Source organism: Paenibacillus oryzisoli, from assembly GCF_001653565.1.
In the GTDB taxonomy this organism is placed as follows: Bacteria; Bacillota; Bacilli; order Paenibacillales; family NBRC-103111; genus Paenibacillus_E; species Paenibacillus_E oryzisoli.
Map to the genome: position 1 here is coordinate 509,559 of NZ_LYPB01000049.1, position 16,832 is coordinate 526,390.

Sequence of the window (16,832 nt, forward strand, 5' to 3'; positions counted from 1 at the left end):
CTGTGATTGAACAAGTAAACTGTAAATTTAACTGGAGAAAATCCATTTATTCTACTAACTCACGCTACTAAGTCCGCAGCCCGGATTCATACCTCTTGTGTTCACTATTCTATATACTCTGCCTACTCTATCTACTTTTATTTCCACAACTATCCACTATACCCACATCCAGCATGTCACTCATCATTCAAACAGATGGGTAAGCCTCTCTTACCACTAGAAGGCACGGATCGCTGATCCGTGCCTTCATTCATTAGAAGAAATCCGTCAGATACGTTGTGCGTTCCGGAATCCATTGTTCCAGTCTGGCGATCTCACCTGCGTCACCGTGTAGACGACCAATGCGATGAAGCAATGACGCTCGTTTATACGCCATTAACAGTGCGGATAAGGTCTGGATATCACACGAGATGACATGGTGTTCTTCTTTTCCCCCAATCCTATCGGTTGTGGACATATGTTCATCCTCTAATTTAACAATGTGGTTCTCGCCACCATGCACAGGCTGAATTCGGAATATCCCGTTATTCCACTCGGCATGTTCGTCTCTAACCTGCAGATAAAACGGTTTCCCCGCGCTTCCCCCTTCGGCATCCGTGTTAAAAGGATACTCCCTTAGAAATGCCGCAGCATCGACGATCCGCGCCATAAAATACGGAACCACCTCTTGTTTAATCCGAGGATCCGCCAACACAAAAGGCAGCGGGTCGCCGACCGGCGCCTGGCATACTACTTTTTCAATCATCGAGTCATGATTGGAAATCAATCGCCATAGCCCGCGATTCGCATCCTCCGTTAATGTAATCAGTTCATGCACAGTGAGCACTTTCTCCTTCACTTGATAAATGATGTATCCTTCGGTCTCTCCAGCAGCATTCCGATACAGGGTTACGATTCCTTTTTTTCTGTGGAAAACTCGCTTATGCCACCAATCTTCTGTTCGTACAAGCATCCCGTTAAAACGCTTCGCGTACGCCTCATAAATTGGATTCAGCACGGCTGAATCCGGTTCAATCCGTTGGAACTTGCTGCCAGCCGCCACTTCCGGCTTCGGCAGTTGGTGGGTTGCAATTTCATATCGCATGTATTCGATATACCCCTCCCACCCGTACTTGCGATAGAATGCAAAAGCAAACGGGGCTAAGAAAGATAAGGTCTTTCCGGATTCTTTCATCACTTTCAGCGCATGAGACAACAATTGTCCGACCATTCCTTGCCTTCGATATTCTGGCCATGTCGCTACGGCAGCAATACCGCCCATCTCAAATGCTTTGTCGTTAACCCATGTTTTAATATCCAAAATGACTAACTGGGCCGCTAACTGTTCTTGTTCGAAATATCCCCAAATCTGCTGTGAGGCCATAACAGCCAGACGTTCCTCCCGCTCCGCAGGGGAAGCAGTGTACTGAAAAGCAAATTCCGACAAGGTAAGACTGTTAGGTAGTTCATCCTTTTTCAACAATCTAATGGGATCCATAATGCCTCCTAATTGTCCATTTCTTTCTATTTTAACATGTAGAATTGAACACAATCCATCCCTCCTCATTATGATCAATATTCTTAAGAAGTGATAACCCAACATGCCTTTGTAGGCGTATTTATGGCTACTTTCCAAAAATCTGACGATAGTTCGCCTACCCATTCACGACTACAATGAAGAAGCGCAGATTACTTTCGGGTTTTGGGATTAGCGAGAGTACAAAGTTCTGCGTAGTGGAGAGAATTCCCCAGACAAAGAAAGAAGGTGATGGTTTAACGTAGCAAGGCAAGAAGGAACAACGTCAACATGAATTTGGCAGTAACTTATCATTCTTTCCGAAACAAGGCGTTTACTATTTTAAACAGGAGGTTTTTTATGAAAAAGAAAGTTTTACTATTTGTACTTGTATTCTTCATGATGATGGGTTCCGTTGTTGCGTATGCCGCACCAAAAGTGAATACCTTTGAGCGGCCAGCAAGAGGAAGCGCTTACAGTTTATCGCAATGGGGCGTTGACGGTTGGAGTGCTCCTTGGGACCTTGGCATGAGCACTCGCACATGGATTGATGGCTACAATTTTAACCACTCTGGCGGTCAATCACTCCGTGTTTTCTACCCCCAAGGCCAAATTGATCCACAAAATTCTGGCGCTCAAGCGCCTTTTACCGTCACACCAGGGCAAGAATACTATTTATCATATTGGGTGCGATTTAGTAGTGATTTCAGTTGGGGATCGACCGAAAATGCTGGGAAACTAGGGCTTGGATTAGCCGGTGGTGCCGCTTGTTCAGGCGGGCAAGAGTGTACGGGGTACAATGGTTTTAGCTCTCGGATGATCTGGCGCTCAGGCGGGCAAGCCGCGATTTATTACTACCACATGGGCAATGCGGGACAATATGGCGACTATGCGGTTCTGAAAAACAACGGTACCGACATCTACTATCCGAAAGGCTCATGGGTGAATATCGTTCAGCGCCTCAAAGTTAATACGGTTACGAATGGGAACGCCAATCCAGATGGTGAGATTCAAATTTGGTATAACGGCACTTCAGCAGCTAACATTACAGGATTGCGTTTCGTCCGCAACACCGATAAGGTTGATAAAGCATACTTCTCTTCGTTCTTCGGCGGAGCTACCTCTGCATTCGCACCTCAGAATGACTCCTATATCTGGTACGACGATCTCAAAGTTTCTACAAATAGGGCGGAAATCTGTGAACTCGCCGTCGGTGGCTGTTATAACCGCACCTTCCAAGCCGAAAGCTACAATTCGATGAGTGGCGTCATTACCGAGACAACACCTGATTCAGGTGGTGGCCAAAATGTCGGCGCCATCGACAGCCAAGATTGGATCGCTTTCAGCAATGTGAATATCCCCACAGCAGGCACATATCTGGTCGAATATCGGATCGCGACTCCGAATAATAACGGCAAGATCTCGCTGGACATCAATTCCGGTGGCACTGTTTTAGGCCAAATTGATATCCCCAATACTGGCAGCTGGTCTAGCTATCGCACCGTCTCGCACCAGGTCCAGATCCCAGCAGGCACACATCAATTCGGCCTCTATGCCACAACCGGCGGATTCGACCTCAATTGGTGGAAAATCACCAAGCTGTATTAATCTGAAGTGAAAGCAGGATAAGTCAATTGCTGAGGCAATTGGCTTATTCTGCTTTCACTTGCTTGCTTCCATTCTTGCTCTCCTCTCTTGCTCCCCTCTCTTGCTCTCCTCAGCTCGGCCCCCGGAGCTTGCTACCTTTCTCCTCCTCATCTCGGCCCCCCTTAATCAGCAATAGTCCGATTTGGCCGAACTAATTCAAGTGTCCTACGCTAACATAGTCAAATAGTCCGACTTTTCCGAACTATTAGCACCATTTTCTAGACGGTGGGACGTTTTCGGCAATTTAGTTGGGCTTTTTCGGACTAATTCGAATTTGTTGGTGCTAACACTGAGATTAGTGGGGTATTTTCGGACTAATGGCGTTGTGGTGGCAGGTAACCTTTATTACCTCTTGGATCGATCCCTACTACTTCTACTTCTACTTTGGCACTCCATATACTACTTCACATTACTCAACTTGTCCCACATTCTTCCCTCCTCCCTACAACTAGCTAATTATTTCACATTTCACTCGCTACTCACCGTTACTTTTAACTACTCATCTTGCTGGTGTCGGCGGCCAGGAAGATGTTGGATGCGGGGCGACAGCGAGGACTTTGGGGCAGGGGGCGCTTACTTGCGGCACACGGCGATTGGCATATGGGTGGACGACACATGGTCACAGGTGATAGTGAATACGGGCATACGAGCGAACGAGCCATTGGCCGACGAGACAATGGCGGTTGAGCTGCTTGCCATTGTGCCGCGCGGAATGAGCAACTGACCAGCACACGACCGCCGCCGCCACGCAAACGAACCCCCGAAAAACACGCGCTTGCGATGCAAGCGTGTGTTTTTCGGGGGTTTTGTTCGCGTCTAGTCTTGTTTACGTCTAGATTTGCTTCAGTCTTGTTCGCACCTTGATTCTCGTCAGTTTTGTTTTCATCTAGGTTTTCATCTAAGTTTGCATCCAGATTTACATCTAATCTTACAAACTTACTTTTGTAACAATCGAGCAATCACCGTGATTGCCTCTGCACGAGTCACTATGCCCAAAGGTCCGAAGCGGTTCTCCGCGTATCCTTGCATTAACTCAGCTTCTTGGACGATGCCTACAGCGTCGATGGCCCACGCAGGGATGTCGGAGACATCCGCGAACGCTACGGCTTTGACCGTTAAGGTACGAGGTCCAGATGCATTTGCCAGCACAACAGCCAGTTGTGCTCTTGTTAATGGATTACCTGAGCGGAATGTGCCGTCCTCGTAACCCTGAACAAGGTTCGATTTGGCTGCCAGCGCAATCGCCTGCTTTGCCCAATCGCCGATGGAATCTGCATCCGAGTAATTCGGCAGCTTCTCTGCCCCCGCGTTAGGATGCAACCCATTCATCAGCATTACGATGAATTCCGCACGCGATACGAATTGATCCGGCTTAAATGAGCCATCCTCATAGCCATGGACAATGCCTGATTGTAACGCCGCTTGGATATCTGCTTCCGCCCAATGCCCTGCGACATCACTTAGCTTGGATACTACCGATGGTTTCCCAGGTACAGTCGTCGTTTGGTTAACAGCGAATACGGCATATTTGGTAAAATGGTCCACATCGACAGTGATTTGATTCCCATTTACCTTGCCGCCCGGGATTTCTACCCACATCTTGTTAGCTTCGTCAAAATAGAATACCACTGCTTTTTGGTCAGCTTTCAAGCTAGTTTTGTCAAAAGCAAACGTTAAAGTAATAGGTTTACTGAAGTTCTCTGTGAAGTTTTTCAATATCTCAAAAATCGGACTAGCGAGAACCTCTTTATTTGTAATCAGTTTTTGCGAATCAAGTACTTTGTCTATCGTGACTTTCAAGTCTTTGGCCGAAGCATCCGCCGGAATCGTAATCTTCACTTCATTGTTCAGACTAACCTCGCCCGTTTTACCTTGCGGCAATGTCAACGTACCATTAGTAGAGACAACGGGTGCGTTGTTTGAAGATGAAGGTGATGATGACGATGTTGAACTACTGTTATCTGCGCCACGTGTCACGGTTACTGTATAAGTTTTACTGTTGCCGTTCTGCGCAGTCACGACGATCTTGATGTCATTCGTACCTATTTGTAAATTAACCAACTCGCTAGCTTCACCGCTACTTGTTGAAACGCCATTCACGGTCATCGTCGCATGACGGTCATACACATTCGCCGTCACCGATAGACGAGAGACTGAATTAGAGACAGACACACTATAGCCCGTTGTTCCTGGAGCAAAACCAGGCGAAATAACGCCAGTAGACAACGTTAGTCCACTCAAATCAGCATTACTGCTCACTACAGGCACTTCTGCTCGATTCACACTAATTTGATATGGATTCATGGCAATGCCATCTTCCGCTGTTACGTTCACATAAATCACGTTAGATCCCACTTGTAATTCGTTCACCGTATACGTGTACACGTCTCCTGTCACTGAACTATACGTTGCACCAGTCACTGCCAAGGATTGCTGGGAATGACCTTTACCAATAGTCAAAATGAGACTACTCACACTGTTCGGAACGTCTACACTGTAAGAAAGCTGCGCAGTATCAAACGTTAACACACCTTGATCTACACCCAAACTCGACAACAGAGCGTCATTGCTTATCACGACTGGAACACCTAGTACAACCACTTGGGTAACTACGGCGTGATCATAATTCGTCGCTGTAACCGTTATAGTATGACTACCTTCGCTTAACACGCCAGCACGTATCGTGATCATCCCTGCGCCAATCGTGTAATCCGCCGGTGACAATGTCACTGCGCCATCCTTCACTGCCGTGATGGCTCCTCTCCAGGCCGCATCCTCTGTAAATGTCAGATCGATTGCGTTAAGTGTATCGTTCGCAGTTACATCTGCTGATAACACTGGAGCAGATGCCGTCTTCACACTTACCATCACAAAACCATTATCTTTGGTGAATGGTACTTCCGTACCGTTCCATAACACTTTCGTTGTGTCTGGTGCGTAAATCACCGTAGTCACAGAGCTAACTCCTGACAACTCGCCCATAGACAACTGCAGTTCGTTCGCGCTCACACTCGTTGTGATGTCCACATTCTCTGCTGTTTGTTGCTTACCATCTACAAAATAATACTGCAACTGCCCAGCTACTTCTTTTTCACTATTTGCATAAAATAATTGCTTACGCCCATCTTTCAAATCCACTACAATGTGTGATGCATCTGTTCTACGCACGTTCTCGATTTTACTTGTTCCTTTAAATGGCTCAAGCACGCTGACAAATTGCGCCTTGTTGCCATAGACCCGATTAACCACTGTTGGTGTGTAAGCAGATGTATCGTTACCTGGCCCTGGTGCTTCGCCTACGATCATCGTTGAAGTCGCGCTCGGCGAGCTAGTTAAACTGAATAGCTTTAATCCATTTCCATTAACCGTATTCCATGCACCTTCCCACTTACCGGACAGCTCCTTGGATGTGCCATTACGGAAGAAAGGTGTGGAGGCCTTCGTACCCAGCGGACCTGCGAAAATGTCCATGGATGTACCTGGTGTGAATGAACCAATTCCATGCAATAACCAATCATACTGACGACTCGTTGCCGATTCTAGTGAGAATAAATCGATCATGTAGTCCTTCGTTACTGCCACCGTTCGCTCATAGCGATTCATGCTCGCATAAGCTTTACTTGATGTGTTCGTCATAATATTGAATGGTTCAGATTGCATGAATAATTTCGTAGGTTCATACACTTCCACATTGTTCACAGTTGGAATGGCCTGCGTATCGCCGTCAACCATGACGGTGTTATGTGAAAATGTCGTTTTGTAATAAGACGTGTACATAGAATTACTGTAAGGAGGGATACCCAGATCCGGAGCCAACCGCTCACCTTTTCCGAAAACTTCAAGATGAAGCTTATCCGGATGACCATGATAACCGCCATGTACCCCGTAATCTACCAATGCGTAAAGCTGTTCATCTCCCGTACCTGCACGCAAAACAGAATGGCCAAGTCCCGTGAAATTGATACTCTCTGACGGTAAAGTGCCTCCCGTTGGAATCGACGTTTTCCCGTAAAACACCGCTTGTTCGCCAACAATACCTGAGCTTGTGTTGCCTGGTACAATAAAACCGCCTCTTGCTCGCGCTCTGTCATTATAAAGAATGCTTAGCAGCGTTCCGTAATCAGCGTCATTATACTCCGCATACACCCCTTCGTAATCCATGGGTACGACTCTGCCTGGCGCCCCTAAATTCGTTGGATACTTACCCGAATCGTTACTATTAATAATGCCAAGATCAGGGAAAGCATACTGCAGTGTAACATCGAACGTTTTCTTGAAGTTCGGACTCGCAAATAAATCATAACCCATATTCTTCAAAGCTTGCGCATGGAAGAACAGGGCAGATTGTGCGTAGAAATGGTAACCAATCGCTCCCTCATACCAGAAACCATCGGACAGCACGCTATTTGCCATTTGGAAGTTAAATCCGCTCTTCCCGGTTACAGAGAAATCCATTAGCGTCTTGTCTTCCAACGCTGCGCCCACAGCGCCGATCGCCGCATTGTGCCACGTCTGCCAATTGGACTTCCCTACGTCATAACCTTGCAAGGTTTTAGCTGATGGGGCAAACAAATTCTGCTCCACATTGTACTTATCAGCGGCATTCAATAGACCGCTTGGTTCAATTAAGTCATAAGCTTGAACAAGTTCAATCATTTGAACCGCTTCATCAAGCGACTGATAATACAGTCTGCCGTTAAGCGCCTGCATCGCATAGCTCGGATAAAGTTCAGCATAAGCGAGCAGCATATCTTTGGCTTTCTGCGCATACTTCACATCTCCACTCAATGCATACGTCAGCGCCAGATTGCGTACCGCTTCAATATTCACGGTGTGAGCTGTAAAGCGCCATCCACCATCCACATCCGCCCCTGTGTACACCTGATTGTCAGTCGGACAAACATGCGCATGCGGACTGTCATAATTGAAAACAAGCAGTGTATCTCCGCAGACGAATTTCCCACTCTCTCCCGCTGGTTTGGACGGGTAATAGATTGTTTTATTCAACCAACTATCCGCTTTCACTTTAATTGCATCCAGGTAATCCTCAGCCCAGCCAAAACTCTGAATCTTAGCTTTAGCCTCATTTAACTGCGTTTGGGAGGTCATAATGTAAGGATGCTGCTTCGTCGCAACCCTTGAGGCTCCAACTTTCACGTTCAACTCAATCGTAATTTCCTTACCGCCTTGAATAGGCTTCACCGTATAAATGGCCTTCTGCACATCGCCCGCCTGGGCGGAAGCAGGTACCTTAACCTGGAGATTCACATCCGTTTCCGCACCCTTCGCAACGACAGAGGTTGTGGAGGCCACCGTTACATCATAGCCAGGTCCAAATGAGGTTTTCGGTGAAATTTGATATGCCGTATCGACGTCACTAATATTTTTGAGCGAAAATGTGTAGTTCAGTAGGCTATCTGGTAAAGTACTCTTTTCAATTTGTTTAATGGAAGATTCGACTGCATTCTTCGCTAGAGCAAAACCATCGAAATATATCTTATCCGTCGGATCGGATACATCTAAATTGTACCAATTGGGATGTATGATGACTTGATTGAAATTCGCTAAGTCAGCTAATCCCGTTGAATTCAACATTTTATTGAAGGGAACTTCAACTTTCTTCCATCCAACCCAATCCACATAAAACGTACTCATAAAATAATCGAATCCTGGTGTTGGAACGTTACACTCCAGAATGAAATACACCTTTTTATTCGACGCTTTCTCCGAATACATCCAGAATTCAATCTGGTCATTTTGTTTCCAAGGTCCCGTCAACCCTGTGACGTTAATGGCTGTTGTTGGATCTGTCCATTTCCCCGACTTGGTTCCGAGAACTGCTGGTATTTCGGACGTTGCTGTCGTGTTCGTCCATCCGCTAAACGTCTCCATATTGCCAATAGGGATACTAGAGCTTCCAGATAAGTCAATGTTGTATGTGTAACTCTTCACTTCACTGACCTTACCCTCAAACTCAGCCTTCGTCGTCACTGTTTGTGTACGATCAATCAGAATGGGTATGCTATAGGGCTTGTAAGCAGCATCCACGCCTTCAATTTTATAATAAACCGCAGCACCAACAGTCGGGGAAGATAATGCAACTGTTTTCGTCTCTGCATACAAGCCTGCAGGCGGGTTCACATTGACCGTCTCTACATAATCTCGATAAATAATCGAGTACTCATAGGTCGTTTCTTCGCTTTCTGTCGCGTTTATAGCTGATTTGGTAACTAACGTCACATTCGCTGTCTGCTCACCATTCGCTGTGAATGTGAGTGGACTTGTGTAAAGTTGGAATGTACTATCAATACCCACGCGTTTATAGTATATCTTTGTGAGAATAGCTGGCGTCGATAAGCTGGATAGATTAACTGTTACTTTATTTGTATATTCGCCAGAGGCTTTATCTGCCGTAACAGGTTGAACAGATGCCGTATTGGTTAATCTCAAATCATCCAAGTAAATTTGCAAGCCTAGGTCAAGCGTCGTATTGGCAATAGCCGCTTGATCGAAACGTACGTAATCTAATGAACCCCAATTATTCAATGTTGCTATGCTCTTCTGCGTTTTGACAACACTGAGCGGAATCTCAATTTCTTTCCATCCTGTCCAATCCAAAAGGACTCTGTAGTAATAATAGTTACTAGTGTCACCCTTCATATAAAATCGAAGTTGAATCGGCTTATCCGCTTGATCGCCGGTTCTTGCTTTTATGGAATAAGCCCATATTTTCATGGTGGTATATCCGTTCAAATCAACGTTCGGTGCTAATTTAGGATAAATAAGTGCCGAACCTGCAACATCTGCGCCATTATTAAAGGCTAGCAACCATTTCTTGGATCCCGTACCCTCTTTGATATACTGAGGATCCGAATTATTGACAACAGCAAGATCAGCTGTTCCTTTGATATCGCCAGTTAGATTCGTCGTCGAATCCATATTGTTCAACTGTAAAGAAATTGGAAACTCCTGAATCGCCGCACGTGCGGCTTGAAGTGGAACAAACACTTGCAGCAGGCTTAAGAGTAACAGCACTGCTTGTAAAACCGAGAGCCTTTTCATAAACCGACGAAGCACCATAATCTTCATCCCTCTCCTCTGGATCATACAAAGCCCCGCTATCACAGGCGGGGCTTTAATCTCTAAACCAATCCTCTGTAAACCTACTTTTTCACGGCAGCTTTCGCACGTTTGTCAGCATTTCTGTAAATATTTACAATTTCCTCATAGCCCAGCTTCTTCTGCTCTTCAATGAATTTATCCCACTCGCTGAAGTTACGTGTGCCCATAATGAATTTGGAGAAATTCTCATCACGATTAGCGTTCAAGGAATCACCTTTGGTATCCAAAACTTGTTGCTCTTCGAGCGTGAAAGCAAGCGTACTATTTTTCTCACCATCATACTTAGGTGCCTCTTTATAAGCGGCTTGCAACTCAGGTGAAGAGACAGAAATATGCGCATTGAAATCAAACCATGTGTAAGCGCCATCTGTGGACAAACCGGTTTTCTTTCTCAAATCTGCAATGTCTGCATATTTCGTTGCGAAAGCATTGCCGTTAGCCGTGTCTCCTTCTTTACCCCAGCTAACAAGTTTCTTCCCTTCTTCAGAGTAGAAGAAATCCAGATACTTCATGACTTCTTTAATTTGTTTCGACTTGGAGGAGACCATGAAGCCTTCTTCTGTTACTGCTGTAAAGGCCGTCTTACGCGGTCCACCTGTCCAACCTGCTGGTGGGGCCATATAGTTCATCGTGAATTGTGGATTGTCCTTGCGTAATGCACTGTTATAGAAGTCAATACGTCCCATGTAATCAAGTGTTACGAATGCACGATTCGTGGAAACGATGTCCTGCCACATTTTCGTATCAATTGTTAAGAAATCTTTCGGGATCAAGCTTTCTTTGTAGAACTTGTTCATATACGTCAACAATGTCTTGTATTCGTTCTGGATCGGCGCATATTTCCAATCTTTGGATGCGCTGTCAAAGAAAACGGAAGCTTTCCGTTTCTCTACTTCTGCAGGGACATTGAAGCCCGCTCCGAAATCGTACATATAGCGCAGACCATTACGGAACGTCAATGGATAGCTATCTGGGTATGCTGCTTTCAACTTCTTCAAAGTCTCGTAGAGTTCATCCCAGTTCGTTGGCGCTGCTAAACCGAGCTTCTTGAATACATCCTCCCGATACATCCAAGTACGACGGTTGGACTCACCTAAACCTTGGTTCGGGAACACATACATTTTGCCATCTGATGATAGGACGTTCTGTGCTTCTGTTGGGTACTTCTCCATCCAAGCCTTCAAGTTCGGCATATCCTTCACATAGTCAAGAATGTTGACCAAGGCTCCTTGCTGACCGAATTTATCAGCGATTGCTTTCGTCTGTGTCCACATGAGATCCGGCATATCCCCAGAAGCAACAGTCATGCTTAGGGCATCCTCAAGTAAATTTCCTGGCGGCAATTGAATATCTAGCTTCACGCCCGTTTTCTCCGTCAAATATCCCCATACTTTCCAATTCGCATCATAAGGCCAGCTTGGGTTACTGTAGTCTAGGAACTTGAAGGTTTGTGCTTTCGGTGCCGATGACGCTGATGACGATGCTGCTGTCGATGCTGCGGATGGCGTTGCTACGCTACTTTCTTTGGAACATGCACCCACAACGAAACTCAAGCTCATAATTGTTGCTAACATAACGACCGACTTCTTCTTCATACGTTGCCCCACTCTCCCTAATATCCTTGAATTTGCTTTCGTCCTTGCCTTCCTCGCTCCCCATTGTTCTTGTACCTCTATTTTAACCTTTGATCGACCCAATTAGTGCTCCTTTAGCAAAATACTTCTGTAGGAACGGGTAGATCATCAGGATGGGAACCGTTGTAATAATGATGGTTGCATATTTAATGGATTCATCTACGATCATACTGTCGCCGCCGATATTACCAGCACCTGTGCCTTGACCTTGCAGCACCATGTTGCGAACAATAATCTGTAACGGGAACAAGTCGGCATCTCGCAAATATAAGAGGGCCGAGAAGAAGTTGTTCCAGATCGCAACGCCGTAGAATAAACCAATCGTTGCCAGAATCGCTTTGGATAACGGTAATACGAGCCGGAAGAAAATACCGATATCCGTGAGTCCATCCATTTTGCCAGACTCCTCCACTTCCTGCGGCATACCGGCAAAGAACGTACGCATCACGATGATGTTCCAGGAACTGACCAAGGTTGGTAGAATCATCGCCCAGATCGTATCGATAAGATGGTAGCTTTTGACGACTAGGAACGTCGGGATCATGCCACCACTGAAGAATAGCGTAATGACAATCATAACCATGAAGCCACGATGGAATAGCATATGTTTCTTGGAAAGGGCATAAGCAGCAGCTGCGCTGACGATCAATGATAGTGTCGTACCTAGCAAGGTATAGAAGATCGTATTGAGGTAAGCCCTTCCAATTTCTGGCTTTTCGAATACGGATGCATAGGTGTTCAAATTAAACTCTTTGGGCCATAGGAATACCTGCCCCTTCAAGACGGGAACGACACCACTGAACGAAACCGCTATCATATAAACGAAGGGATACAGTGCCGATACGACCACTCCCAGCAAACTCACGAATAAAACAATATCAAAGAGACCGAATTTTCTTTTCATACGCGTACTCCCTTCCCTACCATAAGCTTGTCTCGCTCGTTCTGCGGCTAATCCAATTGGCAGTCAGAATGAAGATGAGGTTAATGATGCTGCTGAATAAATCAATTGCTGTCGCATAGCTATAGTTCATGGACTGAATACCTGTCCGATACACATAGGTGGATAGAACGTCGGCCGTCGAATAAATGGAAGGATTCAGCATTAGAAGCACCTTTTCAAACCCGATATCCAGGACATGTCCGATGTTCAAAATAAACAGAATAATAATCGCCGGCCGAATGCCCGGAATGGTAATATGCAGCAATTGGTGCCTGCGATTCGCGCCATCTACTCGTGCCGCTTCATATAGTTGAGGATCAATTGCGCTTAGCGCAGCTAGATAAATAATCGTTTCCCAACCGACATGCTGCCAAATTTCAGATAAAATATAAATTGCCCGGAAATAACTTTCATTCTGCATGAAGTTTACGGCGTCATAACCGAACCATTGGATCACTTTATTGACTAATCCACTCGTTGGCGAGAGAAATAAGAACATCATACTCACAACAACGACATTCGATATAAAATGAGGCAAATAACTGATGGATTGCACAAATCGCTTTAGTGTAGCCCTACGCACTTCATTTAATAGTAGAGCTAGAATGATTGGTGCCGGGAATCCGAAAATAACTTTGGAAACTCCTAGGAGCACTGTGTTTTTCAGCAGTTTCATGAAATCGGGACTATTGAAGAATAGTGAATAGTATTTCAAACCCACCCATTCACTTGCCCATACACCTTTGAAGGTGTTGTAATCCTTAAACGAAATCAAAATTCCGAACATCGGCACGTATTTAAATAATAGGTAATAAATAAGCGCCGGCAAAAACAATAGCATTAAATATTTGCTGTTATGCCATCTCTTTTGGTATTGCCCCATGCCTTGACCTCCAGTCTGAATATCCTGTCTATGCATCAAACTTTAAAGTAAGCTGGTCATCCGGGCAATGAGGCATCCTTTCGATTCCTCACTATTTTCTGCATTCCCGAAATCGACATAGGTTCTTAAAGAAAGACAATATCCCCCCATTCTGCCTTGATGGGAAATTTACCTTATATATCCACCATCTGTCACAATTTTGCACACTAGCCACACGTATTGCTGCCTTAATCATGAAAATGGAGAACTTTTTAAAGCTCCGAGTATTGAACCCCACCCATGACTCCATGCTATACTCAATATGGTTAACCCTTACTAAGGAAAGGAATGACACGATGAAGTGGATAGCACGATTTTCGACAAAAATCCAAAATCAAGTATCACTGTTCTACACCCTGTTCTTCAGCTTCATCGCGATTATTCTATTGCTCGTTTCCATTAATACGTGGTCTTATTCTTTCTTCCGCGATCGGATTAAGGACGAGATTATTGTGAATAGCGGTCTGAATTTGAATACCACTTTCGCTAATTATGAGAAACATATTAAGCTGATTCGCAGTATCATGGTCGGCTATCTGTTCAGCAATGAAACAGAAATCCTAAAGAATGGGAATCCTTTATCCCACTACGATATTGTCATTAAGACGCAAGCTAATTTACAGTACTCCCTTAATAATTCCTTGCTCTATTTGGACAACATCCTATATTACTTCAAAGATAGTCGGTTCGTTATTGAAAAAGACGGCACCCGGGACGGGGAGACCATGTTCAACAAGTTTTATGCCCAGTCCGCTTATACGGTCGATTTCTGGAATAAGGAGTTGGCAAGCTCTCAAAGCTTCAAAGTCTACCCTTCTGCCGTTTTCAACTCTGTCACCGCATTTGAACATAAACCAATTAACAGCCTGATGCCCATCATGATTAAAAGTGCTTATGATACGAATTTTGCTTTTATCGTCTTTATGAAGAGTTCTAAGATTTTTGAAGCATTTCATCAGTCTCAACCTGAAAGCAGCCTCTTAATTGTAGATGGCAATCGCAGCGTTATATTCTCTTCGGAGGAAGCCGAGCTGCCTGAAGAAGTCAAAGCGATAACCGGAAACGGCTATACGCTCATTAAGAATACTTATTATTTCTATCGTACCAGTGCAGAAACCGGATTAACCTATATCGAGATCGTTTCTGACAAAGGTCTTACGCAACAAATTCACCGGCTTAACCTGAATATGCTGGCGCTTATCCTGCTTTCCTTATTCATCTCACTGGCAGTGTCGTATCTGATCGCTCGGAGATTCCATAACCCACTTGCGAACATGATTTCCTCGCTGGAATCGTTTCACCCTGCAGGCTTGCAGGGCAATAAGAACAGTCGAATTAAGGAATTCAACTTGCTTCACAATACGCTTCATGACTTATCCCGATCAAATCAGGAATTTCATAAAGATATTCGTTCCAAGAACACCTTGTTGCAACAATTTGCCTACATGACACGATTGAGGAAACTAGAAGGTAAAGGCTCGCAATTACACACTTCAATTGATGCGAACAAGCCTTATAAGCTCGTCCTTTTTCAAATTGACTTCAAGGATAAGTTTCTGGCAGAAATTACGAATGGGCAGCAGCGTATATTCACTACCTATAAAGAACTGATTGAGACGCATTTCTCGCGAATCTACACAGATTCATTAACCTTTCAATTGGAAAAAGATCAGATCCTCTCCATTCTATTCATTGAAAATGAGGAAGAAACTGCGCATTCAGACAATCTGGATCATCTTGTAGATATGCTGGCAATGGACGCCCAGTATTGCAACTTCACCATTGCACCAAGTCCAGTTCACAAGAGCTCGTCTGACTTCGTAGAAACCTATCAGAACGCGTTAGATCTCATTAAACAAAGACGGCTGGGAGAAGATGTCCAGATCATTACGGAGTGGCTTCCACAGCCAGCCCTGCTCATTCCTACGCCTTCGGAGGAGAATGAGTTGACAGCTAATCTACAAGCAGGCTCTGATGCCGTCACAATTCCATTAGCCGATAAGCTGCTCGATCAGCTTGCAAAGGCTGGTGCACTGGCTTATCAGTTCCAAGACTTCACCAAAGATATCGTGAACAAAGCGATGAAGAGTATGTATGCCCAAAATATTTCCATCCACACGTTCTCCGACAGGGGTTCACCCTACGATCTCTTGAAAGCCTGCCACACCTTGGAACAGTACAAGGAATTCTTGCACTGGTTCCTGTCCCGGTCCGCAGCCGCCATGAAAGAGAAGAAATCGGAAACCGACGTCATGACCAAGTTCGTCATGGAATATGTCGAGTCCAATTTCGGAGATGACCTGTCACTGGAAGCCATCTCTGCTAAGCTTGGAATTACCGGTCCGTATCTGTCGACCTACTTCAAAGAAAAGACCGGAACGAACTTCAGCGACTATATATTTACCGTCAGAATGAATAAATCGATTGAAATGCTGCGAGATACCGACCTGAAAGTGCAAGAAATTGCTTCGCTCGTCGGCTACTTCACAGCTGCTTCTTTCAACCGTGTGTTCAAGCGTCATACCGGAATTACACCTAGCGAATTCCGTAGGCTGAATAATAAGAACTGATCCTGGTAGAGATATGCCCACTTGGAGGTGGGCTATCTCTCAAGCGTGGGGGAGGTACGGAACGTGGTTCCGTTAGTTAAGTTAAGGAGGTTGAAATCGCGAAATACTGAATGTGGTTTCCTTTTTGGTTTCGCAAGACTTGATTCCTGGCGAATCGAATAGGAAAGGGCAGAGGCAACTGCGTGCTGGTCTGGCTATGCTCGATTGCTCTGGCAGTACCTTATTCGGGCAGCTTTAGGGGAAATAACTGGATTTTCTACATCTATTTCCGAGTAAAACTAGCCTGTTTGGCGTTTAGCTGTATTTTCTACATCTAATTTCACTCAAAGTGTTCCGTTTGAGGGAAATGGCTTAATTTAACTGGAGAAAATCCAGTTATTATGAAAAATGCGATGATTTCGCTTGAATTAGCTGTAGAAAAGAGTCAATTTCATAATCTCAAACCCGCACCAAACCTAGCTTTTTTCACACATAAAAAGGGACTACCTCCCCAAATCTC

The 16,832-nt window shown here is 45.0% G+C and carries 8 protein-coding genes; 3 read left to right on the top strand and 5 right to left on the bottom strand.

What is annotated here, in order from left to right:
* Positions 1–253 precede the first annotated feature (253 nt).
* A complete protein-coding gene (locus A8708_RS08225; RefSeq protein WP_068662991.1) occupies positions 254–1,477 on the bottom strand; it encodes a GNAT family N-acetyltransferase in 1,224 nt (407 codons plus the stop codon).
* 378 nt (positions 1,478–1,855) lie between these two features.
* On the opposite strand from A8708_RS08225, the gene A8708_RS34745 reads away from it, so the two are divergent.
* Together A8708_RS34745 and A8708_RS08235 are read left to right on the top strand one after the other, a co-directional pair.
* Positions 1,856–3,103, top strand: coding sequence for a carbohydrate-binding protein (locus A8708_RS34745; protein ID WP_082927341.1), 1,248 nt, complete (start codon positions 1,856–1,858; stop codon positions 3,101–3,103).
* Between the two features lie 574 nt (positions 3,104–3,677).
* Positions 3,678–3,866 (top strand): hypothetical protein, encoded by a 189-nt coding sequence (locus A8708_RS08235; protein ID WP_068662992.1) that lies wholly within the window; start codon positions 3,678–3,680, stop codon positions 3,864–3,866.
* Between the two features lie 212 nt (positions 3,867–4,078).
* On the opposite strand, the gene A8708_RS08240 is transcribed toward A8708_RS08235, so the two are convergent.
* The 4 genes from A8708_RS08240 to A8708_RS08255 all read right to left on the bottom strand — a co-directional run bounded on the left by A8708_RS08240 (position 4,079) and on the right by A8708_RS08255 (position 13,724).
* A complete protein-coding gene (locus tag A8708_RS08240) occupies positions 4,079–10,204 on the bottom strand; it encodes an S-layer homology domain-containing protein (RefSeq protein WP_204787486.1) in 6,126 nt (2,041 codons plus the stop codon).
* 101 nt (positions 10,205–10,305) lie between these two features.
* Positions 10,306–11,859 (bottom strand): extracellular solute-binding protein, encoded by a 1,554-nt coding sequence (locus A8708_RS08245; protein WP_068662994.1) that lies wholly within the window; start codon positions 11,857–11,859, stop codon positions 10,306–10,308.
* An 82-nt stretch (positions 11,860–11,941) separates the two neighbouring features.
* Positions 11,942–12,802 carry a carbohydrate ABC transporter permease gene (locus A8708_RS08250; RefSeq protein WP_068662995.1) on the bottom strand — a complete coding sequence of 287 codons (861 nt, stop codon included), beginning with the start codon at positions 12,800–12,802 and terminating at the stop codon, positions 11,942–11,944.
* Positions 12,803–12,818: 16 nt separating this feature from the next.
* Positions 12,819–13,724 (bottom strand): ABC transporter permease, encoded by a 906-nt coding sequence (locus tag A8708_RS08255; RefSeq protein ID WP_068662996.1) that lies wholly within the window; start codon positions 13,722–13,724, stop codon positions 12,819–12,821.
* Positions 13,725–14,059: 335 nt separating this feature from the next.
* Between A8708_RS08255 and A8708_RS08260 the strand changes: the two genes are divergently transcribed.
* A complete protein-coding gene (locus A8708_RS08260; protein WP_068662997.1) occupies positions 14,060–16,333 on the top strand; it encodes a helix-turn-helix domain-containing protein in 2,274 nt (757 codons plus the stop codon).
* Positions 16,334–16,832: the final 499 nt, after the last annotated feature.

Bases quoted from the DNA above. Each gene is read 5' to 3' on its own strand.
- A8708_RS08255 (WP_068662996.1), bottom strand. From the start codon at position 13,724: ATGGGGCAATACCAAAAGAGATGGCATAACAGCAAATATTTAATGCTA.
- A8708_RS08260 (WP_068662997.1), top strand. From the start codon at position 14,060: ATGAAGTGGATAGCACGATTTTCGACAAAAATCCAAAATCAAGTATCA.
- A8708_RS08240 (WP_204787486.1), bottom strand. From the start codon at position 10,204: ATGAAAAGGCTCTCGGTTTTACAAGCAGTGCTGTTACTCTTAAGCCTG.
- A8708_RS08250 (WP_068662995.1), bottom strand. From the start codon at position 12,802: ATGAAAAGAAAATTCGGTCTCTTTGATATTGTTTTATTCGTGAGTTTG.
- A8708_RS08245 (WP_068662994.1), bottom strand. From the start codon at position 11,859: ATGAAGAAGAAGTCGGTCGTTATGTTAGCAACAATTATGAGCTTGAGT.
- A8708_RS34745 (WP_082927341.1), top strand. From the start codon at position 1,856: ATGAAAAAGAAAGTTTTACTATTTGTACTTGTATTCTTCATGATGATG.
- A8708_RS08225 (WP_068662991.1), bottom strand. From the start codon at position 1,477: ATGGATCCCATTAGATTGTTGAAAAAGGATGAACTACCTAACAGTCTT.
- A8708_RS08235 (WP_068662992.1), top strand. From the start codon at position 3,678: ATGCGGGGCGACAGCGAGGACTTTGGGGCAGGGGGCGCTTACTTGCGG.